Annotated in this window: 23 protein-coding genes; 11 read left to right on the top strand and 12 right to left on the bottom strand. The window is 68.6% G+C overall.

Annotated elements, in window-relative coordinates; genetic code table 11:
* Window positions 1-58 precede the first annotated feature (58 nt).
* From EYR15_RS03230 to glyS, 4 genes are read left to right on the top strand one after another with little or no spacing between them, the layout of a single operon-like run.
* Window positions 59-970, top strand: a complete 912-nt coding sequence (locus tag EYR15_RS03230) for a glycine--tRNA ligase subunit alpha (protein WP_165455413.1) — start codon at window positions 59-61, stop codon at window positions 968-970.
* A 39-nt stretch (window positions 971-1,009) separates the two neighbouring features.
* Window positions 1,010-1,228: a hypothetical protein gene (locus EYR15_RS03225; protein WP_131001415.1), complete on the top strand. Its 219-nt coding sequence runs from the start codon at window positions 1,010-1,012 to the stop codon at window positions 1,226-1,228.
* Complete coding sequence (locus EYR15_RS03220) at window positions 1,161-1,655, top strand: type II toxin-antitoxin system VapC family toxin (RefSeq protein WP_131001414.1); 495 nt, start codon at window positions 1,161-1,163, stop codon at window positions 1,653-1,655. The genes EYR15_RS03225 and EYR15_RS03220 overlap by 68 nt, the downstream gene beginning before the upstream one ends.
* Window positions 1,656-3,779 carry a glycine--tRNA ligase subunit beta gene (glyS, locus tag EYR15_RS03215; RefSeq protein WP_131001413.1) on the top strand — a complete coding sequence of 708 codons (2,124 nt, stop codon included), beginning with the start codon at window positions 1,656-1,658 and terminating at the stop codon, window positions 3,777-3,779.
* 48 nt (window positions 3,780-3,827) lie between these two features.
* Here the strand turns inward: glyS and EYR15_RS03210 are convergent, their stop codons facing one another.
* On the bottom strand, window positions 3,828-4,706 hold the full coding sequence (locus EYR15_RS03210; RefSeq protein ID WP_131001412.1) for an MBL fold metallo-hydrolase: 879 nt from the start codon (window positions 4,704-4,706) through the stop codon (window positions 3,828-3,830).
* Window positions 4,707-4,742: 36 nt separating this feature from the next.
* Window positions 4,743-6,590, bottom strand: coding sequence for an ABC transporter ATP-binding protein (locus EYR15_RS03205; protein WP_131001411.1), 1,848 nt, complete (start codon window positions 6,588-6,590; stop codon window positions 4,743-4,745).
* Window positions 6,591-6,808: 218 nt separating this feature from the next.
* Between EYR15_RS03205 and EYR15_RS03200 the strand changes: the two genes are divergently transcribed.
* Complete coding sequence (locus EYR15_RS03200) at window positions 6,809-7,984, top strand: GGDEF domain-containing protein (protein WP_131001410.1); 1,176 nt, start codon at window positions 6,809-6,811, stop codon at window positions 7,982-7,984.
* 14 nt (window positions 7,985-7,998) lie between these two features.
* Here EYR15_RS03200 and hisS read toward each other — a convergent pair whose 3' ends face one another.
* The 4 genes from hisS to EYR15_RS03180 all read right to left on the bottom strand — a co-directional run bounded on the left by hisS (window position 7,999) and on the right by EYR15_RS03180 (window position 12,530).
* The gene (hisS, locus tag EYR15_RS03195; RefSeq protein ID WP_131001409.1) at window positions 7,999-9,582 is read right to left on the bottom strand and encodes a histidine--tRNA ligase; all 1,584 of its coding nucleotides are present in this window, start codon (window positions 9,580-9,582) and stop codon (window positions 7,999-8,001) included.
* Between the two features lie 82 nt (window positions 9,583-9,664).
* Entirely contained in the window at window positions 9,665-10,786 is a 1,122-nt protein-coding gene (locus tag EYR15_RS03190) for a TIGR03364 family FAD-dependent oxidoreductase (protein WP_131001408.1), read from the bottom strand.
* Window positions 10,787-10,862: 76 nt separating this feature from the next.
* The gene (locus tag EYR15_RS03185; RefSeq protein ID WP_131001407.1) at window positions 10,863-12,239 is read right to left on the bottom strand and encodes a sigma-54-dependent transcriptional regulator; all 1,377 of its coding nucleotides are present in this window, start codon (window positions 12,237-12,239) and stop codon (window positions 10,863-10,865) included.
* Window positions 12,240-12,326: 87 nt separating this feature from the next.
* Window positions 12,327-12,530: a heavy-metal-associated domain-containing protein gene (locus EYR15_RS03180; RefSeq protein WP_131001406.1), complete on the bottom strand. Its 204-nt coding sequence runs from the start codon at window positions 12,528-12,530 to the stop codon at window positions 12,327-12,329.
* Window positions 12,531-12,652: 122 nt separating this feature from the next.
* Here EYR15_RS03180 and EYR15_RS03175 point away from each other — a divergent pair, with 122 nt between their 5' ends.
* The 3 genes from EYR15_RS03175 to EYR15_RS03165 all read left to right on the top strand — a co-directional run bounded on the left by EYR15_RS03175 (window position 12,653) and on the right by EYR15_RS03165 (window position 15,742).
* Entirely contained in the window at window positions 12,653-14,191 is a 1,539-nt protein-coding gene (locus tag EYR15_RS03175; protein WP_131001405.1) for an EAL domain-containing protein, read from the top strand.
* Window positions 14,192-14,265: 74 nt separating this feature from the next.
* Window positions 14,266-15,153 carry a TIGR01459 family HAD-type hydrolase gene (locus EYR15_RS03170; RefSeq protein WP_131001404.1) on the top strand — a complete coding sequence of 296 codons (888 nt, stop codon included), beginning with the start codon at window positions 14,266-14,268 and terminating at the stop codon, window positions 15,151-15,153.
* A gap of 40 nt (window positions 15,154-15,193) precedes the next feature.
* On the top strand, window positions 15,194-15,742 hold the full coding sequence (locus EYR15_RS03165; RefSeq protein ID WP_131001403.1) for a formaldehyde-activating enzyme: 549 nt from the start codon (window positions 15,194-15,196) through the stop codon (window positions 15,740-15,742).
* Window positions 15,743-15,780: 38 nt separating this feature from the next.
* Here the strand turns inward: EYR15_RS03165 and trhO are convergent, their stop codons facing one another.
* The 3 genes from trhO to EYR15_RS03150 form a co-directional block, all read right to left on the bottom strand.
* The gene (gene trhO / locus EYR15_RS03160) at window positions 15,781-16,548 is read right to left on the bottom strand and encodes an oxygen-dependent tRNA uridine(34) hydroxylase TrhO (protein ID WP_131001402.1); all 768 of its coding nucleotides are present in this window, start codon (window positions 16,546-16,548) and stop codon (window positions 15,781-15,783) included.
* Window positions 16,549-16,550: 2 nt separating this feature from the next.
* Window positions 16,551-17,819: a phosphoribosylamine--glycine ligase gene (gene purD, locus EYR15_RS03155; RefSeq protein ID WP_131001401.1), complete on the bottom strand. Its 1,269-nt coding sequence runs from the start codon at window positions 17,817-17,819 to the stop codon at window positions 16,551-16,553.
* A gap of 93 nt (window positions 17,820-17,912) precedes the next feature.
* Complete coding sequence (locus EYR15_RS03150; protein ID WP_131001400.1) at window positions 17,913-18,284, bottom strand: plastocyanin/azurin family copper-binding protein; 372 nt, start codon at window positions 18,282-18,284, stop codon at window positions 17,913-17,915.
* Between the two features lie 207 nt (window positions 18,285-18,491).
* On the opposite strand from EYR15_RS03150, the gene xseA reads away from it, so the two are divergent.
* From xseA to EYR15_RS03135, 3 genes are read left to right on the top strand one after another with little or no spacing between them, the layout of a single operon-like run.
* Entirely contained in the window at window positions 18,492-19,973 is a 1,482-nt protein-coding gene (gene xseA, locus EYR15_RS03145; RefSeq protein WP_131001399.1) for an exodeoxyribonuclease VII large subunit, read from the top strand.
* Window positions 19,970-20,881, top strand: a complete 912-nt coding sequence (locus tag EYR15_RS03140) for an alpha/beta fold hydrolase (RefSeq protein WP_131001398.1) — start codon at window positions 19,970-19,972, stop codon at window positions 20,879-20,881. Before xseA ends, EYR15_RS03140 begins: the two co-directional genes overlap by 4 nt.
* Window positions 20,878-21,714: a patatin-like phospholipase family protein gene (locus EYR15_RS03135; protein WP_131001397.1), complete on the top strand. Its 837-nt coding sequence runs from the start codon at window positions 20,878-20,880 to the stop codon at window positions 21,712-21,714. Before EYR15_RS03140 ends, EYR15_RS03135 begins: the two co-directional genes overlap by 4 nt.
* A gap of 17 nt (window positions 21,715-21,731) precedes the next feature.
* Here EYR15_RS03135 and EYR15_RS03130 read toward each other — a convergent pair whose 3' ends face one another.
* From EYR15_RS03130 to EYR15_RS03120, 3 genes are all read right to left on the bottom strand, one after another.
* Entirely contained in the window at window positions 21,732-22,115 is a 384-nt protein-coding gene (locus EYR15_RS03130; protein ID WP_131001396.1) for a DUF4112 domain-containing protein, read from the bottom strand.
* Complete coding sequence (locus EYR15_RS03125) at window positions 22,112-22,270, bottom strand: YqaE/Pmp3 family membrane protein (protein WP_131001395.1); 159 nt, start codon at window positions 22,268-22,270, stop codon at window positions 22,112-22,114. Before EYR15_RS03125 ends, EYR15_RS03130 begins: the two co-directional genes overlap by 4 nt.
* An 83-nt stretch (window positions 22,271-22,353) precedes the next feature.
* Complete coding sequence (locus EYR15_RS03120) at window positions 22,354-22,785, bottom strand: nucleoside deaminase (protein WP_131001394.1); 432 nt, start codon at window positions 22,783-22,785, stop codon at window positions 22,354-22,356.
* Between the last annotated feature and the right edge of the window lie 52 nt (window positions 22,786-22,837).

Raw genomic sequence — 22,837 nt, 5'->3', positions numbered from 1 at the left:
CTAGCGTCCGCGCGCCTTCCCAAACCTGGACCTGCGCCTTCCCATGACCAACGATCCGATGAGCCCGAAGAACTCCTTCCAGGGCCTCATCCTCACGCTTCAGCGCTTCTGGGCGGAGCAGGGCTGCGTGGTTTTGCAGCCTTACGACATGGAGGTCGGCGCGGGCACCTTCCACCCGGCGACCACGCTGCGCGCGCTGGGGCCTAAGCCTTGGAAGGCGGCCTACGTGCAGCCCTCGCGGCGGCCGAAGGATGGGCGCTATGGCGAGAACCCCAACCGCTTCCAGCACTACTACCAGTTCCAGGTCATCCTGAAGCCGAGCCCCGACAATCTCCAGGAGCTCTACCTCGACAGCCTGAAAGCGATCGGCCTCGACCCCAACGTGCATGACGTGCGCTTCGTCGAGGACGATTGGGAAAGCCCGACGCTCGGCGCGTGGGGCCTCGGCTGGGAGTGCTGGTGCGACGGCATGGAAGTGTCGCAGTTCACTTACTTCCAGCAGGTCGCGGGCGTCGACTGCAACCCGGTCTCCGGCGAGCTGACCTACGGGCTGGAGCGCCTCGCCATGTACATCCAGGGCGTCGACCGCGGTTTCGACCTGAACTTCAACGGCCGCGAAGGCGATGAGAAGATCACCTATGGCGACGTGTTCCGGCAAGCCGAGCAGGAATATTCCCGCTTCAACTTCGAACACGCCGACGTCGAGCTGCTGAAGCGCCATTTTCAGGACGCCGAAAAGGAATGCCACGCGCTGCTCTCCGCCGGCGACAAGGACGGCCGCCACGAAATGGCGATGCCGGCCTACGACCAGGCGATCAAGGCGAGCCACGCCTTCAACCTGCTCGACGCCCGCGGCGTGATCTCGGTGACCGAGCGCCAGAGCTACATCCTCCGTGTCCGCGAACTCGCCAAAGGCTGCGGCGCGGCCTGGCTGAAGACCGAAGCCGGCGGGGTCGCCGCGGCGTGTTAGAGTGACGCCAACGGCCGCACGCCCGCGAGAGAACCCGCCATGCTCACCGTCAAGACCCGCGTCCAGATCGTCGACGGCCGCCTCGAAGCGAAGCTGCCGGCTTCCGTGCCTTCAGGCGAGCACGAGGCGGTGATTGTTATCGACACGGCGGAGACGCCGAAGCCGTTCGATATGAGCCGCTTCCCGATCGATGACGGGCCGTGGGACGGAAGCATCTCGCTTCGCCGCGAAGACATGTACGGCGACGATGGCCGCTGACAGCATCTTTATCGACACAAACGTTCTCGTCTACGCCAACCAATTGAGGTCGCCGTTTCACGCTTCCGCAGTGAGCTTACTCGCGAGCGTTGGAGACCGCGGTCTAAAGGCCTGTTTGAGCCAGCAGGTTCTAAGAGAATACTACGGGGCGGTGACGCGACCTCAGGCGGAAGGGCCTGCGCTTGACCCATCCACGGCCGCAATCCGCATCGCGACCTTTCGAGCCGAATTTGAGGTGCTCGCTAACGGCGCCGCCGTGATGGACCGGTTGATTGACCTGGTCGCAGCCTATCGCGTTTCAGGCAAGCAGATCCATGACGCGAATATCGTCGCCACGATGATCACTCATGGAGTGAGGCGTCTGGCGACGTTCAATCCATCCGACTTCCGGCGCTTCGCCGACATCATCGACATCGAGCCGCTCTGAATGCCCGACCTTCTTCTCGAACTCTTCTCCGAAGAGATTCCCGCCCGCATGCAGGCCAAGGCGGCGGACGATCTGCGCCGGCTCGTTGCAGACGCGCTGGTGGAGCGCGGGCTGACCTATGAGGGCGCAAAGGCCTTCACGACGCCGCGGCGGCTCGCGCTGGTCGTCGGCGGGCTCGCGGCCCGGCAGCCGGACCGGTACGAGGAGCGAAAAGGCCCGCGCATCGGCGCGCCGGAGAAGGCGCTCGAAGGCTTCCTCAAGGCTGCCGGCCTCGCTTCGATCGACGAGGCCGTGGTGCAGGCCGACCTCAAGGGCGATTTCTACGTCGCGCGCATCCACAAACATGGGGCTCCGACCACCGAGGTCGTGGCGGCGATCATGCCGGAGATCGTGCGCGCCTTCCCCTGGCCGAAATCGATGCGTTGGGGTTCCGGCTCGCTCCGCTGGGTGCGGCCGCTGCACTCGATCGTCGCGACCTTCGCGAGCCCCGACGAGGAGCCGGAAATCATCCGCTTCGAGATAGACGGGGTCGTCTCGGGCGACGTCACTCGCGGCCACCGCGTGCACGCGCCGGCGGACTTCCGGGTGAAGCGGTTCGACGACTATGTCGCGAACCTTGAGAAGGCGCATGTCGTGCTCGACGCCGAGCGCCGCCGCGACATCATCCGCGCCGACGCGCGCACGCTGGCTCAGGCGCAGAACCTCGAACTCGTCGAGGACGAGGCGCTGGTGGAGGAGGTCGCGGGCCTCGTCGAATGGCCAATCGTGCTGATGGGGAGCTTCGAGGAGGAATTTCTCGAGGTTCCAGACGAGGTCATCCGCGCCACCATCCGCGCGAACCAGAAATGCTTCGTGCTGCGGAAGCCGCCGGGCGTTACGGTCGATGATGGTTTTGGCGCGCCCGCGACGCGCGATCCTGTCCCGCAAGGGGGAGGGGGCGCGCTCGCGAACCGCTTCATCCTGGTCGCGAACCTCGAGGCCGCGGACGGCGGGTCCGCCATCGTCCACGGAAACGAGCGCGTGGTGCGCGCACGGCTGTCCGACGCCCGCTTCTTCTGGGAGACGGACAAGAAGAAGACGCTCGAAGACCGGCTGGAGAAGCTGAAGTCGATCACCTTCCACGAAAAACTCGGCACGCAGTTCGAGCGCGTGGAGCGCATCACGTGGCTGGCGCGGGAGCTCGCCCCGCTGGTCGGGGCCGACGCCGACAAGGCTGAAACTGCCGCCCGGCTCGCCAAGGCGGACCTCGTCACCGAAATGGTCGGCGAGTTCCCCGAGCTTCAGGGCCTAATGGGGCGCTATTACGCGACGGCCGAAGCGCTCGACCCGGAAGTCTGCGCGGCGATCGAGGAACACTACAAGCCGCAGGGGCCGTCGGATCGCATCCCCGCGGCTCCTGTCTCCGTTGCGGTCGCGCTCGCCGACAAGATCGACACGCTGGTCGGCTTCTGGGCGATCGACGAGAAGCCGACGGGGAGCAAGGACCCGTATGCGCTGCGGCGTGCGGCGCTGGGCGTCGTGCGGATCGTGCTGGAGAACGGGCTGCGGTTGCGGCTCTCTTCGACCCTCAACGGGTCAATCGCTGGGGATCTCCTGGCCTTCCTCATCGACCGCCTCAAGGTCCAGCTCCGCGAGCAGGGCGCTCGGCATGATCTCGTGGACGCTGCGCTTGGCGCCCGAGGCGGCCCTGAAGCCAATGATGACCTGCTGCTGATTGTTCGGGGCGTCGAGGCGCTTGGAAAACTGCTCGAAACGGAAGACGGCAAGAACCTCTTAGCTGGCTACAAGCGCGCCGCGAACATTCTGCGGGCTGAGGAGAAGAAGGATGGCGCCGGGACTTTTGAGGGCGCGCCGGACGCGGGCTTACTGAACGAGCCTGCCGAGGCCGCTCTGTCCGCCGCGCTCGACGCTGCGGAGCCGGCGGCGGCCTCCGCGCTGCAGAGCGAAGACTTCGCTGGCGCCACTGCGGCGCTCGCGAAACTCCGTGCGTCGGTGGATGCGTTCTTCAACGCCATCATGGTCAATTCCCCGGAGCCGGAGCTTCGCTTGAACCGCCTGCGGCTGCTGGCGCGGCTGCGGCGTGCGGTTCGCACGGTGGCGGATTTCGACCGCATCGCGGGGTAATGGTTGCGGCGTGAACGACGCTGGCATGCCCGCGCTTGGCGCTTGCCTTTACGACGCCAGCGCGAGCACCTGCTTCACGTTGTTCCGATGCACCGTCTCGTAAGGGCCGAAGTAAACCGCCCGGCCGGCCGCCAGATCGTCGGCGATGAACGCCTTCAGCGAAAGCGTCGCGCGCGGGTCGTCTGATGTCAGCGACATGAGGGCGCGCACATAGGACTCCGTCGCGTCGATCAACCCGGCGTTGTAACCGCCGGCCTCGATGATCTCGGGGGCGCCGTGGTTCGGCAGAATGCGGTCGAACTTCGATGTCTTCAGCCGCGCGAGATCAACGAGATGCGCGGCCAGCCGTTCGGGCTCGGAGACATAGGTGCAGGTGTCCTCCAGCGCGTCGCCCGCGAACAGCAGGCCGTCGAACAGCATCAGCGTCTCGTCCGAACTGTGGATCTCGAACTGCTTCAGCTCAACCTCGAGGTCGCCGACGCTCAGCGTCGTCTCGCCGTCAAAGGTCTTGGTCGGCAGGACCAGAGGCTTGATCGGCGGGCTCATGCTCTCGATGTGCTCGCGCTTTTCAGCGAGGATCTCGGCCGTCAGCCGGTTCGAGAGGATGTCGCAATCGGCGAAGACCTCGTTGCCGGCGATGTGGTCGTCATGCCAGTGGCTGAGCACGATCGTCAGCTTGGTCGCGCCTTCCGCGGCCAGGGCTTCGCGCACCGCGCGGGCGTGCGCCAGGCTGATGTGGGTGTCGTAGACCAGCGCTTGATCGCCGGAGACGATCGCGTAGCTCGCGATGCCGAGCTCATAGGCACCGTCGTCGATCCAGTTCGGCTCGGGCGAATAGAGCCGCCGGCCGGCCACGCGCCCGTCGTAGAAGGCGAGCACGTTGGGATGGGGGCGAAGGACGCGGAAGCTGTCGGGCAGGGTGATCATGCGGGTAGCGTAAGGCGCCGTGGCGAAAGCGCGAAGCTACTCCGCCGCCTCGCTCACGCCTTCCTCGAGAAACCCGCCGGACTGCCGCCGCCACAGGCTGGCGTAGAGCCCGTTGCGCGCGATCAGTTCGGCGTGCGGGCCCTCTTCGACGATGCGGCCGCGGTCGAGGATGATCAGGCGGTCCATGCGCGCGATGGTCGACAGCCGGTGCGCCACCGCGATCACCGTCTTGCCCGCCATCAGCCGGTCGAGACTCGCCTGGATAGCCGCCTCGACCTCCGAGTCGAGCGCCGAGGTCGCCTCGTCGAGCACGAGGATCGGCGCGTCCTTCAGCACCACGCGGGCGATCGCGACGCGCTGACGCTGGCCGCCGGAAAGCTTCACGCCGCGCTCGCCGACATGGGCGTCGTAGCCCCGCCGGCCGTGGAGGTCGACAAGTCCAAGGATGAACTCGTGCGCCTCGGCGCGCTTGGCCGCGGCGATGATCTCCTCGAGCGGGGCGTCCGGCCGGCCATAGGCGATGTTGTCGCGGATCGAGCGGTGCAGCAGCGAGGTGTCCTGCGTCACCACCGAAATCTGTGCGCGAAGGCTCTCCTGGGTCGCGGTCGCGATGTCGGCTCCGTCGATCAGGATCTTGCCGTCCTCCGGCTCGAAGAAGCGCAGCAGCAGGTTCGCAAGCGTCGACTTGCCCGCGCCGGAGCGCCCGACGAGGCCGATCTTCTCGCCTGGGCGGACGTGGAGCGAGAAGTCGTCGATCACCGGCCGGCCCGTGCCGTAGCCGAACGAGACGCGCTCGAAGCGGATGTCGCCGCGCGGGGCGACGATCGCGGTGGCGCCCTTGGAGTCCGGCAACTGCAGGGGCTTTGCGATGGTCGCCAGCCCCTCCTGCACGACGCCGACATTCTCGAAGATCGCCGAGACCTGGAAGGCGACCCAGCCTGACATCGAGACCACCTGCCAGGACAGCGGCACCGCCATCGCGACCGAGCCGACGCTGACCGCGCCGCGCGAGGCGAGCCAGACGGCGGAGATGGTGACCGCCGCGACCAGCGTGGCGTTCAGCAGCTGAAGCGCGACGGCGAAGATCGTGACCAGCCGGAACTGGCCCTGGAACTTGTCCATAAGCCCGTCCATGGCTTCGCCGACATAGGTGTCTTCGTCGCGCGCGCGGGCGAACAGTTTGACTGTCAGGATGTTGGTGTAGGTGTCGACGATGCGGCCGGTCAGCACCGAGCGCATTTCTGACGCAGCGCGCGAGCGGTCGCGCATGCGCGGCACGAACCAGCGCAGCAGCGTCGCGTAGCCGACGAACCAGATTACCAGCGGGATCGCGAGCCGCGGGTCGGCGGAGCCGAGCAGCAGCAGCGCGCTCGTGCCATAGACCGCGATGTACCAGATCGCCTCGACGGTCTGGACCACGCTTTCGCGCAAGGCCGGCCCGGTCTGCATCACCTTGTTCGCGATGCGGCCGGCGAAATCGTTCTGGAAGAAGCTCCAGGACTGGCGCGAGACGTGGAAGTGCGACTGCCAGCGCACGAGGTTGGAGAAGCCCGGACCGATCGCCTGGTTCGCGATCAGCCCGCGCATGAACAGCACGGCGGGACGGAACACGAGTAGGATCGCGACGAGGCCGGCGAGGATCGGCCAGCCGACGACCAGCAGCTGATCCTGGCGGGTCGAGGTGACGAGCGTCACGATCCGCCCGACGAAATACGGCACAGAGGCGTCGGCGAGCGCGAGGCAGAGCCCCGCGACGAGCAGCCCTCCGAACAGCGCCTTCGCCTGCCGCAGGAAGTGCCAGTAGAACGCCCCGAGCGACGCCGGAGGCTCCGGCCGCTCCGGCGTCGCCGTCGGGTCGATGAGGGATTCGAAAAAGCGGAACATGGCCGCGTATATGGGGATGCGACATGGCGATGCGATGGCGTCGATGACGTCTCGCTGTCCTGCTCCTTCTCGTCGCTTTCGCCAGGGCGCCCGCGCTCCGGGCCCGCTAAGGACTGATTAAGCCTGTCTCGAACTCCTTCGGGGGTGCTCGGGTATTGTTTGCACGTCGCGCGCGTAACTAGACCACCGGCATTCGAGAGGCAGTCCAGAGGATCGTGGTGGAGAAGAGGCAACGCGCGGCGGCGCCATCCCCGCAGGTTCATGTCGAACTCGTCCAGATCCTCTATTCGGCGATCCTGCCGATCGGGCTGATCGGCGGCGCCTATATCGGCGTCGGGCTGACAGCGATGTCCAGGGGCAGCGACCCCGTCATCGTCGGGCTCACCTTCGCAGGCGCAAGCGCGGCGCTTCTGCGTCTCCTTCTGACCGGTCTGTTTCGCGGCAGCGGACGCCAGCGCGCGCTGACGCCGGCTGCAGCGCGCCGTTGGGAATGGGCCTACGGCCTCTGCAACGTCGCCTTCGGCCTTTGCCTTGGCGCGCTAGGGGCGAGAACCTTCGCCATCCATTCGGCTGAGCTCGAGCTGATGTCCGTCGCCCTTCTCAGCGGCTATTGCGCGGGGCAGGTAACGCGCATCTGCATCCGTCCCTGGATCTGCGTTCCGAGCATCGCGGCCGCTGCGCTGCCTATCATCGGCGCGCTGTTCTGGCGCGGCGGGCAGGAGAGCGTGATCCTCGGCGCTTTCCTGTTGTTCTTCCTGTTCGCGAGCTTCGAGACAATCGCCTATGGCTACCGGACCGCGCTTACCCTGATCGCGAGCCGGCAGCAGGTGGCGGCGCTCGCGAGGCGTGATCCGCTGACCGGGCTGCTGAACCGTACGGCGCTTCAGGATTTCGTCGACGCCGCGATCCTCAAGATCGGAGATTCCGGGACGATGGTCGCCATCCATTGTCTCGATCTCGACCGGTTCAAGCCGGTCAACGACGTCTACGGACACCCGACGGGCGACGCGCTGCTGACGGCGGTCGCCGGTCGTCTGACGGGCCTGCTACGCCCCGGCGACGCTGCGATCCGGCTGGGCGGGGACGAGTTCGTGGTCGTGCAGACGGACATCGCTGGTCCCGCCGCCGCGGAGATGCTCGCCCGCCGCATGGTCCGGGCGCTCGGAATGCCTTTCAGGATCGACGGCCGGGACCTGAGGATCGGCGTCAGCATCGGCATCGCGCTCGCGCGCAAGGACGGCGACAGCCTCGGCGTGCTGCTCACGCGCGGCGACGAAGCGCTCTACGCCGCCAAGGCCTCCGGCCGCAACGGCTTCCGCTTCGTGGACCCCGCCGACGGCAAGGCGGGCGACGCGGCGATGGTCCGAACCTGGACGGGCAAGCAGATCGCCTGAGGTCGCGCGGAGCGCTAGTCGCGCCGGGCGAGGATCGCCTTCACTTCCTCGACCAGCCGGTGTTCCGGCACGGTCACCTGCGCCGGACGGCTCTCGGTCCATTCGGCGCGTTCAGTGATCGCTGCGGCGGCCTTGGCGCCCTCGACGAGGTCCTTCAGCGTGACCTCGCCCTTCTCGCGCTCGTCGGAGCCCTGGATGACGACGCAGGGGCTCTTCCGGCGGTCGGCGTATTTCATCTGCGCCTTCATGCCGGACGAGCCGAGATAGACCTCCGCCGCGATCCCTCCCGCCCGGAGCTTCGCCGCCTGCGCCATCGAGGCGCCGATGTGGTCTCGGTCGAGCACCAACACCACGACCGGGCCGGTCGCTTTCTCCTCCTCGCCCTTCAGCGCGCGGAGCGCGGCCTGCAGGCGGGAGACGCCGATCGAGAAGCCGGTGGCGGGCACGTCCTCGGCCATGAAGCGGCCGACCAGCCCGTCATAGCGCCCGCCGCCGCCGACCGAGCCGAACTGGATCGGACGGCCTTCGTCGTCGTGGACGGTGAAGGTGAGCTCGGCCTCGAAGACTGGGCCGGTGTAGTATTCCAGGCCGCGGACCACGGAAGGGTCTAAGCGGACGCGATCTCTCTTGTAGCCTGAGGCTTCAGCAAGCGCAGCGATCTGAGCCAGTTCGTCGATGCCTTCGCGGGAAGTCGGATTGTCCGCAAATAAAACTCGTAAACTGTCGACGATCCCCTGATTGCTCTCGACAAAATATGATGGCGACCCCTCTGGCGTTTTAAACGTCATCACGTCGCCTTCCGACCTCTGGGCGGGGGCCATATTCGTCACGTCTTGGAGTGGCGTTAGTGCGCCGCTCTGAACGAGCAGGAAACTTAAAACCGTATCAATACTGTCCGGCGTTAGCCCGGCGCCTTTTGTGAAGTCACCGCTATCGTCCTTCCTTCCCTGACCCAGCAGGGCGCGCACGCCCTCCGCCCCCAAGCGATCCAGCTTGTCGATCGCCCGCAGCACCGTCAGACGCCGGCCGGCGTTCTCCTCGCCGCCGAGGCCGATCGCCTCCATGACGCCGTCGAGGATCTTCCGGTTGTTGACCTTGATGACGTATTTTCCGCGCAGGCCCAGCGCGTCCAACGTGTCCGCCATCATCATGCACATCTCGGCGTCGGCCGAGACGCTGGCCGCGCCCACGATGTCGGCGTCGAACTGCAGGAACTGGCGGAAGCGGCCGGGGCCGGGCTTCTCGTTGCGGAACACGGGGCCGAAGCGGTAGCTGCGATAGGGCTTAGCGAGCTTCTGGAAGTTCTCCGCCACGTGGCGGGCGAGCGGCGCCGTCAAATCGTAGCGCAGCGACATCCACTGGTCGTCGTCGTCCTTGAGCGAGAAAACGCCGGCATTGGGGCGGTCCTGATCGGGCAGGAACTTGCCGAGCGCGTCGGTGTATTCGAAGAACGGCGTCTCCAACGCCTCGAAACCCCAGAGCTCGTAGGTCTCGCGGATTTTGTCCGTCATCGCGCGGGTGGCGGCGAGTTCCGTCTGGCCACGGTCGGCGAAACCGCGGGGCAGGCGGGCGGAAGTGAGGTCGGCACGGCGGGTCATCGAGGCTTTGAAATCCGGAAGAGGCTTTGAGGCCTGCTCCTAGAGCTTTTCCGGCCGAAACGACACCCCTGGGGACGGGCCTTCAGCCGAAGAGGTCCGCCACCGTCTCCTCGCCGATGGCGAAGGCGGCGCTCGCGCCAGCGCCGGACGCGGCGACCACGACGCGCACGTTCGCCTCCGGCGCCTCGACCACCAGCGGCCGGTCGCTGGAGTAGGCGTAGGTCCCGATCCAGCGCGAGACGATGGTCTTGGGGCGCCGTCCGAACACGGCGGCGAGTTCGTCGAGGATGAGGTCGTCGACCGCCTGAGACTGGATCGCGTCCGGCGCGGCGTCGAGCTTGCGGCTAGCGCCGACGACCACCGTGCCGTCGGCGGACTGGGCCGCGATCAGCACGATCCCGTGGCGCATATGGTCAGGCTGCTCGATCTCCAGCCTGCTCCGCAGCGCGTCGACGCCGTCCAGGCCTTCGAGGCCGGGCATGCGCGGCACGCCGAGGTCGGTCGCGACGGCGCCCGGAAGCTCGAAACCCTCTTCGTAGCGGATGCGCAGCATCTGCGCCTTGGCGCGGATCAGGCTCGCGGAAGCCAGACGGTCGCCGTAGAGCGTGTGGAAGTCGCTTCCCGGGCAGACCACGAGCGCCTTCGCCGCGACGGGGCCGCGCGAGGTGGCGACCACGCCCTCATGGAAGCCCGAGACCGCGGTCTCCCAGCGGAAGGCCACGCGGTGGGTCTCCTCGAGCCAGCCGGCGATGCGCGGGATCGCGCTCTTCGGCTCGACCCGCAGTTCGTCGGGGCTCCAGAACACGCCGGCGATGTCGCCGCGGAACTGCGGGAACAGGGCGTGGGCGTCGTCCGGCTTGTAGAAGGCGGAGCCCGGCGCCGGGTCGGTCGCGGCGTAGGCTTCGAGCGCAGTCGCGGCCTCAGGGCGGCGCGCGACGATCGCGAGCCCCTCGTGCTCAATGCGGATTCCGGCCTCGGCGCAGACCTCCGCCCACAGGTCGCGCGAGCGCTTGGCCCGCCTGGCCCAGGCGCCTCGGGCATGGCCGGCGACGGTGACGAGGCCGGTCATCTGCACGGAGGCGCCGTTCGCGCGTGCGTCGCGGTCGAACACGACGACGCGCTTGCCAAGACGCGCCGCGGCGAGCGCATGGGCGAGGCCCAGCGCGCCGGCGCCGACGACGGCAAGATCGAACTCTTCAGTCATCAGCCGCCTCGGGCCCCGTGAAAGCGCGGGACGCTGACCAGAAGGGGACGGCGACGTCAAGGATGGGGGAGGGACGCTAGACGCCCAGCTCAGCCCAGCGCTCGCGCTTGCGGTAGATCGTCGAAGGGCTGATCTCGAGCGCCGCGGCGGCCTTCGCGGTGTTGCCGTCGAACGCCGCGACGGCGCGCTCGATGATGCGCCGCTCGGCGATCCAGAACGGCTCGATCGCGCCGCCTTCGTCGAGCGCCGGGGCCGCCGACGGCGACGATCCCACGATCTCCGGCGGCAGCATCGCCTCGGTCAGCTCCGGGCCTTCGCCGAGAACCACCGCGCGGCGGATCACGTTTTGGAGTTCGCGCACATTGCCGGGCCAGGAATAGGCGGCGAGCCGTATCGCGGCGCCGGCGGAGATGCGCCGCATCGGGCGGCCTTCCTCCTCCGCGAAACGCCTCAGGAAGGCGGTCGCGAGCGTCGTCACGTCCTCGCCTCGGGCGCGCAGCGGCGGCAGACGCAACGGCAGGACGTGGAGGCGGTAGAACAAATCCTGCCGGAAACGGCCGGCGGCGACCTCGGCCAGCGGATCGCGATGGGTCGCGCAGACGATGCGCATGTCGGCCTGCCGGGCGCGCGGGTCGCCGACGCGGCGGAACTCGCCGGTCTGCAGCACGCGCAGCAGCTTCGCCTGCAGGCCAAGCTCCATCTCGCCGATCTCGTCGAGGAACAGCGTGCCGCCGGCTGCGGCCTCGACGGCGCCGACCCTGTCCTCGGTTGCGCCGGTGAAGGCCCCGCGGACGTGGCCAAAAACCTCGGATTCCATCAGCTCGCGCGGAATCGCGCCGCAGTTCAGCGCGACGAGCGGCTTCGCGCCACGGCCGGAGAGGCTGTGGATCGCCTCGGCGCAGAGCTCCTTGCCGGAGCCGCTTTCGCCGGTGACGAAGACGGCGGCTCGCGACGGCGCGACGCGCTCGATCTCGGCATAGAGCGCCCGCATCGCGAGCGACGACCCGACGAAGCCGCAGAAATCGCCAATATGGGCCGTTGGCGGCGCTTCTTCCGGCGCGTCAGGCTCGAGGCGCGGCGCGATCCGCTGGGCGAGCGAGTCCGGAGTGTATGGCTTCAGCACGAAGTCGACCGCGCCGCGACGCATCGCCTCCACGGCCAGCGCGACCGAGCCGGCGCCCGACGTCGCGACCACGGTAACGCCCGCCTCGACGAAGCGCTCGACGATCGCGAGCGCCTCGCGGCCAGGCAGATCGACGATCGCGACCGTCGCCTCGCGGGCGGCGCCGAGGCTCGCATGATGCGGCGGAATTGCCGCGACGACCTCGCCGCCGGCGGTGGCGACAGCGCTGGTAGCGACCCTCAGCGAAGCGGGATCGGCGTCGACCAGCAACACGCGAGTTCGCCCGGCCTGATGCGGGCGAACGACGTCGAGTTGCTTCGAAGGGAGCATGAATCCAGCCTGAAAGGACGCGGCGCGCACATCGCCAATGTCCCGCAGAGCTTGGGGGAACAGGGTAAACGAAAGATGATCGGGCGCTTATGGCGAGAGCGGCTTCGCCTCGTATCCAGCCTCGGAGACCGCCGCCGCGGCCGCTTCGGGCGAGAGCGCGGTGTCCGCCGTCACCCGGCCGGCGTCGCGCGCGACGACAACCTTCGCAGAAGGATCATGCGCCTCGATCGCGCGCGTCACCGCCTTCGCGCAGCCGTCGCAGACCATTCCCGAAACTTCCAGCGTGACCATTTCGTCTCCCTTCGACTGCTCCGAAAGATGTGGAGAGGCCTTCCGAAGATTTCGAGAGGTTGGCTCTCCTTTCGCGAATCGTGGATGATCTGGGCGCGCACGTTCTCCCGGGTCCGAAAGACATGACGAAACTCACCGCGTTCTTCGTCGCCGTCGCGATGGCGGTGAGCGCGGCGTGCGTGGGCGTGATCGCTTTCTTCGGTCTGGGCCTCTCGCTGGGCGGCGCGATGCTGTGCGGCTTCGGCGCGCTCGCTCTGATGGCGCTGATGCAGCTCGCCTTCGCGCGATCGCCGTCCCAGGATGACGGCCGCCTCGACGACCTCGACCGCGTGGTCACCGATCTGCAGAGCCGGCTGACCACGATGGAGGCGCGCATCGCGACCTTGGACGCGGCCGGCGGCGAACGCGCCCGCGCCGCTACCCGGCCGATCGTGGAGGAGCTCGCCGCGCTCGGCGGGCTGGTGACGTCGCTCGCCAAGGAAGTCGCGGCCCACGACGTCCGCTTCGCCAAGAACGAGATCGCGGCGCATTCGGGGTCGGCTATGGCGCGGCCATCGACGCCGAGCGCGGCTCCTCGCACCGCCGCCCCGCCCGTCATGCCGAAGCCGGCGTACGACGTTCCGGTCGTTCCGGAAATAGCCGTCGCCGCGGCGCCGGAGCCAATCCTCGATCCGCCGCCCGCGCCGGAAACGCCCGCCGCGAAGCGTTCGCCGAAACGGGCGGCGAAGTCCGCGCCCGTCGTGCGCCCGCCTTCGCCGCCGATCCGAGAGGCCTTCGAGCACGAATTGCTCGACCCGGAGGAGGAGATGGCGCCGATCGCGCCTGTCGCCGCGCCTGCGCCGGATCTCGGAATCCGCAAGCGCTTCGAGCGGGCGCTCCGCGACAACCGCATCGGCATCCACCTTCAGCCGATCGTCGCTCTGCCGAGCAGGCGCACGCTGCACTACGAAGCGCTCGTCCGCATGAGCGAGGGCGACGCGGAGCTCGAGGCCCGTTCCTTCCTGTCGCAGGCGGCCGCCGAAGGTCTTGCCGGGCGCATCGACAGCGCCGTCGCGGAGCAGGCGGCGGGCGTCGCGCTGCGGCTCGCGGCGAGCGGGCGCACGGGCACGGTCTTCGTCAACATCGCGCCGGAGACGCTCGAGGACAAAGCGGCGCTCGACGAGATCGCCCGCATCGTGGAGGACCGCTCGGAGGTCGCCCGTCTGCTTGTGCTCGAGTTCGGGCACAAGGCTTTCCAGCGTTTCGGCGCCGCAGAGCGGACGGCGCTCGGCCGGTTCCTCGAGCGTGGCGTGCGCCTGTCGATCGACCGCGCGGAGCACGTGAAGTTCGAGCCGCGGGAGCTTGCGAATTTCGGCGTGCGCTTCGTGAAGGTCGGCGCCGACAAGCTGCTCGACGCCGAAAGCGCCAAGGGGGCCTCGATCCATCCCGCCGATCTCTCCGGCCTGATGGCCCGCCACGGGATCGACCTGATCGCCACCCATGTCGAGGAGGAGCGGACGGTGCCGGAGCTGCTCGACATGGACGTGAAGGCCGGCCAGGGCTTCCTGTTCGGCGGCGCGCGCCCGGTGCGTCCGCAGTCCGGCGCGCAACTGGAGACGGCGCCCGTGGCGGCGCACGCGCATCCTCGCCGCGTCGCGCAACGCTCGGCCGCGGCGCGCTGACGCGCGGGCCGAGCCGCTGGAAATTCAGGCGTGAGGCTTGACCTAGGCGGCCCGGCCGCTTAGCCGAAGCCGCGATGTTCTCCTCCGACACAGACGCCGCTCTCGCGCCTTCGAGCGTCTATCCCGGCTTCGCCGCGCTGGCGCCGCTCTACGACGTCGTCCTGTGCGACGTCTGGGGCGTGCTGCATGACGGCGTCTCGGCCCATGCGGCGGCGGCTGACGCGCTCGGCCGCTTCCGCGCCAAGGGCGGCGTCGTGGTGCTGGTCTCGAACGCGCCGAAGCCGTCGGAATGGGTCATTGAGCATCTCGACGATAAAGGCGTGCCGCGCAGCGCCTGGGACGCGGTCGTGACGTCGGGCGACGTCGCCCGCTACATGCTGGCCGAGCGCGGCGCACGGCGCGTGCATCATATCGGCCCGACCCGCGACCTGCCTTTGTTCGGCGACGAGCGCATCGAGCGCGTCGGCCCCGAGGAGGCGCCGATTGTCGTGGTGACCGGCCTCGTCGACGACCAGACCGAGATCCCCGAGGATTACCGCGACCAGCTTGAGCGTCTGAAGGCGCTCGACCGGCCGATGATCTGCGCGAACCCTGATCTCGTCGTCCAGGTCGGCGACCAGCGATGGTGGTGCGCCGGCGCGCTCGCCGACCTCTATCAGTCGATCGGCGGCGAGACGTTCTTCGCAGGCAAGCCGTACGGCCCGATCTACGACGCCGCGCTCCGCGTCGCCGGCGCGATCACCGGACGTGACGTGCCGCGTCACAGGGTGATCGCCATCGGCGACGCCGTGCGCACCGATCTCGCGGGCGCCGGCGCCGCTGGCGTCGACTGCGTCTTCATCGCCGACGGCATCCATGGCGACGAGCTCGGCCGCGGCGCGCCGGACGCGGACAAGCTCGCGGCGTTGTTCGCCGAGCAGCACTACCGCCCGGTCGCCGTCATGCCCCAGCTCGTCTGGTGACGGCGTTCGCCGAACGCCTCAATCGAAACGGAGACTGACCATGAGCAACCGCATCGTCCTGAGAGCCGGCGAGGCGCTGGTCGCGGGCGGCCCTCCCGGCACCGCGGCCGAGCCGGAAGTGGTGATCGGCGAGCTCGACGGCCCGGTCGGGACCGCGCTCGCGACGCTCACCGGCGATCAGGTGAAGGGCCACACCCGCGTCTTCGCCCTGCTCAACACCGACATCATGGTCCGGCCGGTGACGCTTTGCGTCTCCAAGGTCACCGTCGACAATCCGCGCTACACGAACATCCTGATGGGCACGGTTCAGTTCGCCATCGCGAACGGCGTGCTCGACGCGGTGCGCGCGGGCTACATCCCGAAGGACAAGGCGAACGACCTCGGCATCATCTGCTCGGTCTGGCTCGCGCCCACGATCGTCGACGTCGAGAACCTCGACCACAAGGTCCTGTTCGACATCCATCGCAAGGGCATGCTGGAGGCGATCCGCAAGGCGATGGCGGCCGAGCCCTCGATCGACTGGCTCCTCGAGAACCAGGACAAGATCACGCACAAGTACTACCAGATGGGTCTCGACGGGAAGGTCTGAGGTCCGTTCCGGACTTCGCTCCTCAGCCTGCTGAACCGTCACGCCGGCCGGTAGTCCCGCTCGGCGGCGGGCTCCGCCTTGTGCTCGGCCAGTCCGTGGCCGAGCGCGCCGCGCGCGTCGAACACGAAGCACGAGCCCCGCCACAGGCTCTGCGCCGGATTGACGTCCTCGAGGTACTTCAGGATGCCGCCCTTGAGCTGACGGACGTCGGCGAAGCCCCGCGCCAGCAGGTGCGCGCTGGCTTTCTCGCAGCGGATGCCCCCGGTGCAGTACATTGCGACGGTCCTCGCCTTCGCAGCTCCAAGCCGATCAGCCGCGAACCGCCGGAATTGGCTGAAGCGCGCGACGCCGGGATCGATCGCGCGCTCGAATGAGCCCATCTCGACTTCGAACGCGTTGCGGACATCGATCACCACGACGTCGTCCCGCGTGATCAATGCGTTCCAGTCCGACGGCGCGACGAAGGCGCCGGTCCGCTGCGCCGGGGCCGCATCGGGATCGCCGAGCGTCACGATCTCCCTCTTCAGCCGCACTTTAAGCCGCTCGAACGGCCGCGCCTCGGCGGTCGACAGCTTGGCGTCGAGATCGTCGAGACGGCCGCCGAACAACGGCCCGTCGCGAAGCGCCAGAAGCAGGGCGTCGATCGCGCCGCGGTCGCCCGCCACCGTCCCGTTGATCCCTTCCGGCGCCAACAGCAGCGTGCCGGTGACGCCGAGCGCTTCACAGATGGCTTTCAGCGGCGCCTGGAGCGCGGCGAAGTCCGGCAGGGCGACGAATTTGTAGAGCGCGGCGACGGCGAGCGGCATCGTCATCCCTCCTCGGACGCCGCCGCGGCGCGCCAGCCGATATCGCGGCGGCAGAAGCCTTCGGGCCAATCGATGAGGTCAACGGCGGAATAGGCGTTCATCTGCGCTTCCGACGCGTCGGCGCCGATCGCCGAGACCGCGAGCACGCGGCCGCCGCTCGCGACCAGTCTGCCGTCCTCGATCGACGTGCCGGCGTGGAACACGGTGACGCCCGGACGCTTCTCGGCCTTCTCAATCCCGCGGATCTCAGAGCCCTTCTGGTACGCCGCGGGATAGCCTTTGGCGGCCATCACCACCGCAAGCGCGGTCTCCGGGCGGAAGTCGACCTCGCGGCCTTCAAGCTTGCCGTCGACCGCCGCCAGCATCAGCTCCAGCAAGTCATCCTTCAGACGCGGCAGCACCACCTGCGCTTCCGGGTCGCCGAACCGGGCGTTGTATTCGACGAGCTTGGGCCCGTCGGAGGTCAGCATCAGGCCGGCGTAGAGGAAGCCGACGAAGGGCGCGCCGTCTTCCGCCATGGCGGCGACAGTCGGGCGGACGATCTCCGCCATCGCCCGTTCGATCAGCGCGTGGCTGAGCGCGGGGGCGGGCGAATAGGCGCCCATGCCGCCGGTGTTCGGCCCCTTGTCGCCGTCGAAAGCGCGCTTGTGATCCTGCGCGTCTCCGAAGAGCAGGGCGGTTCGCCCGTCGCAGAGCGCGAAAAGGCTGGCCTCCTCGCCCTCCATGAATTCCTCGACCACCGCTTCGGCGCCGGGATCGGCGAAGATGGCGTCGACCGCGGCGTGCGCCTCGTCGAGTTCGCTCGCGACGACGACGCCCTTGCCGGCGGCGAGCCCGTCCGCCTTCACGACGACCGGCGCGCCGAATTCCTCGACCGCGGCATGGCCCTCTTCGGCCGAACGCGCGCGGCGGAAGCCGGCGGTCGGGATATTCTTTCGCGCGCAGAGCTCCTTGGTGAAGGCTTTGGAGCCTTCGAGCCGCGCGGCGGCGGCGGTCGGCCCGAAGGCCTTGATCCCGGCTTCCGCCAGGGCGTCCACGACGCCCGCCACCAGCGGCGCCTCGGGCCCGACGACGACGAGGTCGACCTTCTCGTCCCGCGCCAGAGCGACCACGCCCGCGACGTCATCGGCCGCGACGGACTTCAGCTCCGCGTGCTGGGCGATGCCGGGATTGCCCGGGGTCGCAATCAGCCGGGTGAGGAGCGGGCTCCGCGAGATCGAGGCGGCGAGCGCGTGCTCGCGTCCGCCGGAGCCCAGAAGAAGAACGATCATGAACGCCGCCGGATCCCGGGGAACAGGTAAGTCCGGCGACGTTCTAGCGGTCCATGGCTCCCGGCGATAGCGCGGCAGGCAGGGACCGAAGGGTCATTCCACGATGACCTTGCCCTTCATCACCGCCGAGTGCGGCGTGCAGATGTAGTTGTACGTGCCGGGCTCGATGAACTTCACGGCATAGGCGTCGCCGGCGTTCAGCATCGGGCCCATGGCCTTGCCGAAGGTCTTGGCCGGGCCATTCCGGAAGTGGACGTTGTGCGCCATGCCCTCTTCCTTGTTCGTCCAGCGCACGGTCTGGCCAGACTTGATCTTCACCTCCGGCGTCTGGAACGCCATGGAGTTGATCTCGATATCGGTGACGTCGGCCGCCGCCTTGGGGTCCGGGACGATCTCGATCGGATCGGCGGCCTGGGCGGCGAGCGGGAAAGCGACGAGAAGCGCCGCGAAAAGCATTGAACGCATGGGGGCTCGTTTCCTCATCCTGTCGGGCGCGCTTTGGCGATCCCGGCGCGAGCCATACGGGGACGACGTCCCGAGAGCGATGAAGAACTGCTCCAAGTTCTTCATAAGTGATTGATCCAACTATTCTAAATATAGCATTGGGAAGGCGTCTCGCGCGCGCGCGCGGAACCCTCTAATGTGGCTGCGCCGCCATCCGCAAAGCAGCTCATGCCAGACGCCGTTTTGACCAACGCTCCCGAGATCACGGTTTCGGAGCTCTCGCAGGAACTCCGTCGCACGGTGGAGGACCGGTTCGGCTATGTCCGGGTCCGTGGCGAGATCTCGGGTTTTCGCGGGCGGCACACCTCCGGCCACGCCTATTTCTGCCTGAAGGACGAGGGCGCGCGGATCGACGCCGTGGTCTGGCGCAACAGCTTCGCCAAGCTGAAGTTCAAGCCGGAAGAGGGCATGGAGGTGATCGCCACCGGGCGGCTCACCACCTATCCCGGCAAATCCGCCTACCAGATCGTGATCGACGTGCTGGAGCCGGCGGGCGTCGGCGCGCTGCTCGCGCAGCTCGAGGAGCGGCGCAAGCGGCTCGCGGCGGAGGGGCTGTTCGACGAGGCGCGCAAGCGGCCGCTGCCCTTCCTGCCGGAGGTGATCGGCGTCGTGACCTCGCCGACGGGCGCCGTGATCCGGGACATCCTGCACCGCCTCGACGAGCGCTTCCCGCGCCGCGTGCTGGTCTGGCCGGTGCGCGTGCAGGGAGAGACGGCGGCGGCGGAGGTCGCCGCCGCGATCCGCGGCTTCAACGCGATCACGCCCGGCGGGCCGATTCCCCGGCCGGACGTGCTGATCGTCGCGCGCGGCGGCGGCAGCCTTGAGGACCTCTGGAGCTTCAACGAGGAGATCGTGGTGCGCGCCGCGGCCGAGAGCGCGATCCCGCTGATCTCGGCGGTCGGCCACGAGACCGACACGACCCTGATCGACTTCGCCTCCGATCGCCGCGCGCCGACGCCCACGGCTGCGGCCGAGATCGCCGTTCCGGTGCGCGCCGACCTCATGGCCGCGACCGCCGAACGCGGCGGGCGCCTTCGCGCCGCCATCTCCCGCGGCGTCGAGGTTCGGCGCACCGAGCTGCGCTCCGCCGCCCGCGCTTTGCCGCGGCTCGAAGCGCTGGTGCAGTTGCCGCGTCAGCGCCTCGACCACGCAGCGGCGCGCCTCGCGCCGGCGCTTGGCGCAGGCGCGGCGCGACGCAGGGCCGCGCTTGCAGGGATATCCGCCCGGCTGTCGCCGCTTGCGCTGCGCAACAGGATCGCGCTGTCCGCTGAGCGGCTCGAAGCGCTTCACGCCCGCCTCGATCGCGCCGAGCGCGGGTTCACCGAACGGCGTCGGGCAAAGCTTGAGGCGGTGTGGACGCTGATCCGCAGCCTCAGCCACGAAGGCGTGCTGGAGCGCGGCTATGCGCTGGTTCTGGACGGCGGCGGCCATGTGCTGCGTCGCGCGGACGAAGTCGGCGAGGGTCAGGCGCTGAAGCTCCTGTTCGCAGACGGCGAACGCGCCGCGGTCGCGGGGGGAGAGGGGGCGTCGGCGCCGCCGCCTTCCGAGTCGAAGCTCAGGAAGCCTCAGGTCGCCGGACCGCCGGCGCCGAAAACGTCGTCGCCCAAGCCCTCCGCGCTGAAGGCGCCGCAGCCGGACCTCTTCGGATGACAGATCTGCCCGAACTGTTTCGAGGCTTCGACAGGCGGACCATCGATGTCGGCGGCGGAATCGAGATCTTCTGCCGCATCGGCGGCGAGGGTCCTCCGCTCGTCCTGCTGCACGGCTACCCCCAGACGCACGCCTGCTGGCGGCGCGTCGCGGCGCGGTTGGCAGGCCGTTTTCAGCTGATCCTGCCGGACCTCAGAGGCTACGGGCGCTCGTCCGCGCCGCCGCCGGCGCCGCACGGCGCGAACTACGCCAAGCGCGAGATGGCGAACGACGTCGTCCGGCTGATGGAGGTCCTCGGTCACGAGCGCTTCGCACTCGCCGGCCACGACCGCGGCGCTCGGGTCGGCTACCGGCTCGCGCTCGACCATCCCGGGAAGCTTACGCGGCTCGCGGTGCTCGACATCGTGCCGACCGCCGAGATGTGGGCGGCGATGGACGCGCGGATGGCGATCTCCACCTATCACTGGGCGTTTCTCGCGCAGGCCGCGCCGCTGCCGGAGACGCTGATTTCCGCCGACCCGATGCTCTATCTCGATCGGACGCTCGCAAGCTGGTCGGCCTCGGGACTGGAGGCCTTCGACGAGGCGAGCCTCGCGCATTACCGCGCGTTCTTCGCCGAGCCTGCCCGCATTGCGGCGACCTGCGGGGATTATCGCGCGGGCGCGAGCGTCGACGTCAGCCATGACGCCAGCGACCGCGAATCCAGCAAGATGATCGACGTTCCGGTGCTGGCGCTCTGGGGCGAACGCGGATTTCCGGGCCAGATCGGCAGCCCGCTCGAGATCTGGCGAACCTGGGCGCACGACGTCCAAGGCCGAAGCTTGAACTGCGGGCACTTCCTGCCGGAAGAGGCGCCGGCGGAGACCGCGGAAGCTTTGCTCCAGTTCTTTGAGGGCGCCTCCGCTTGAGCGCATCGCCCGAGCGTCGGATCGGACTGGCGCTGGGCGGAGGCGGCGCCCGCGGGCTCGCTCATCTGCACGTGCTCGCGGCGTTCGACGATCTCGGCGTTCGCCCCGCCGTGATCGCGGGGTCGTCGATCGGCGCGCTGATCGGCGCCTGTTACGCCGCAGGCCTCACGGGCGGCGACTTGCGCGAGCATGTCGAGGGGCAGCTGCGCAGACGCGCCGACGTCGTGGCCAAGCTGATGCGCGCTCGCGTCGGGCGCATTACTGACCTGTTCGGCGCGGGCTCACGCAATCCGATGCTTCTGGACGGCGAGGCGCTGATCCAGTCGTTCCTGCCGCCCGAAATCCCCTCGACGATCGAGGAGCTTCCGACGCCGTTCACCGCCACGGCGACAGATTTCTTCGAACGCCGCGGGATTGGTCTCGATAAAGGCGCGCTTGCGCCTGCGTTGGCCGCCTCAGCCGCCATCCCCGGCATGTTCCGACCCGTATCTCACGACGGGCGCGTGCTGATCGACGGCGCGATGACGAACCCGCTTCCGTTCGATCTCCTCGGCGATCGCGCGGACGTCGTCATGGCGATCGACGTCACCGGCGGGCCTGTCCCCGGCGGCCGCGCGCCCAACGTCTTCGAGACCATGCTGGGCGCGACCCAGATCATGCAGACGACGATCGTGGACGCGATGATCGCGCAACGGCCGCCCGACAGCCTGATACGGCCGAATGTCGCCGGCGTGACGCTGCTCGACTTCTTCAAGAGCGCCGCTGCCCTTCGCGCCAGTCAGCCGGCGCGTGAAGAAGCGAAGCGCGAGATCGAGCGGTTGATGAGGGGCTAGGCGGGCCTGCGCATCACCTACGTCCGGCCGAAATGCCTCCGCAGCAGCGTCATGTTGCGGCGGTTCGCCTTGAAGGCGAAGTCGAACACCGTGCCGAGAACCGGCACCGAGCCGACCACGGTGTCGAGCGCGACGTTGCCGACCATGCGGGCGAGCACGTGGCCAGGCGCGCCGAGGTCACGCGCCTTCTTGATCATGTAGGCCGATACGAGGGCGGTCGAGATGTCGCCCGCCACCGGCACGATGCTCGCCAACGCATCGACGCCGAACCGCCAGTTCGTGCCGGGAATGCGCCAGCGGGTGTCGAGCAGGTCGGCAAGCCGATCAAGGTCGGCGAGCGTGCGCTCTCTGGAGCTCGGCTCCATGCGGCCGGCGAAGCCGGTGGCGACGCGGGCGCTCATTTCTTGATGATCACCCAGATCGCGTGGATGATGCCAGGGATATAGCCGAGCAGCGTCAGCAGGATGTTCAGCCAAAAGTGCAGGCCGATGCCGACCTGGAGGAACACGCCGAGCGGCGGGATGAAGATGGCGATGAGAATGCGCAGGAGGTCCATTGTCTTAGCCAATCTCCTTGGCGCGATGGCGCCCTGTCGGCGGACAACGCGAGGGAGCCGTATTTCGTTCGTTCACGCCCCCGTCAGTCACGCCGCTCCCTGAAGAATGCGCGCAGCAGTTCCGCGGCCTCCCGCTCCGCAAAGCCTGCATAGACCTCCGGCGCATGGTGGCAGGTCGGCTGGTCGAACAGCCTGACGCCGGAGACGACCGCGCCCCCCTTCGGGTCCTCCGCGCCGAAATAGAGCCGGCGGATGCGCGCGAACGAGATCGCTGCGGCGCAGAGCGGGCAGGGCTCCAGAGTCACCCAGAGATCGCAGCCGGGAAGACGCTCCGAAGCAACCCGCTCGCACGCCATGCGGATCGCGAGCACCTCGGCATGGGCGGTCGGATCCCGGAGTTCGCGCGTGCGATTTCCCGCCGCGGCGATCACCTCTCCGTCCCGCACGACGACCGCGCCGACGGGCGTCTCCCCGCGCTCCGCGGCCGCCCGGGCCTCCTGAAGGGCCGCTTCCATCGGGTTCGTTCTCGTCAACGCATCGTCGCCATGCTATCGCCCGCCAAGGTTT

Origin of the sequence: Hansschlegelia quercus (assembly GCF_004310425.1) — a bacterium.
Lineage (GTDB): Bacteria > Pseudomonadota > Alphaproteobacteria > Rhizobiales > Methylopilaceae > Methylopila > Methylopila quercus.
This window is presented reverse-complemented; position numbering and strand designations above follow the sequence as displayed.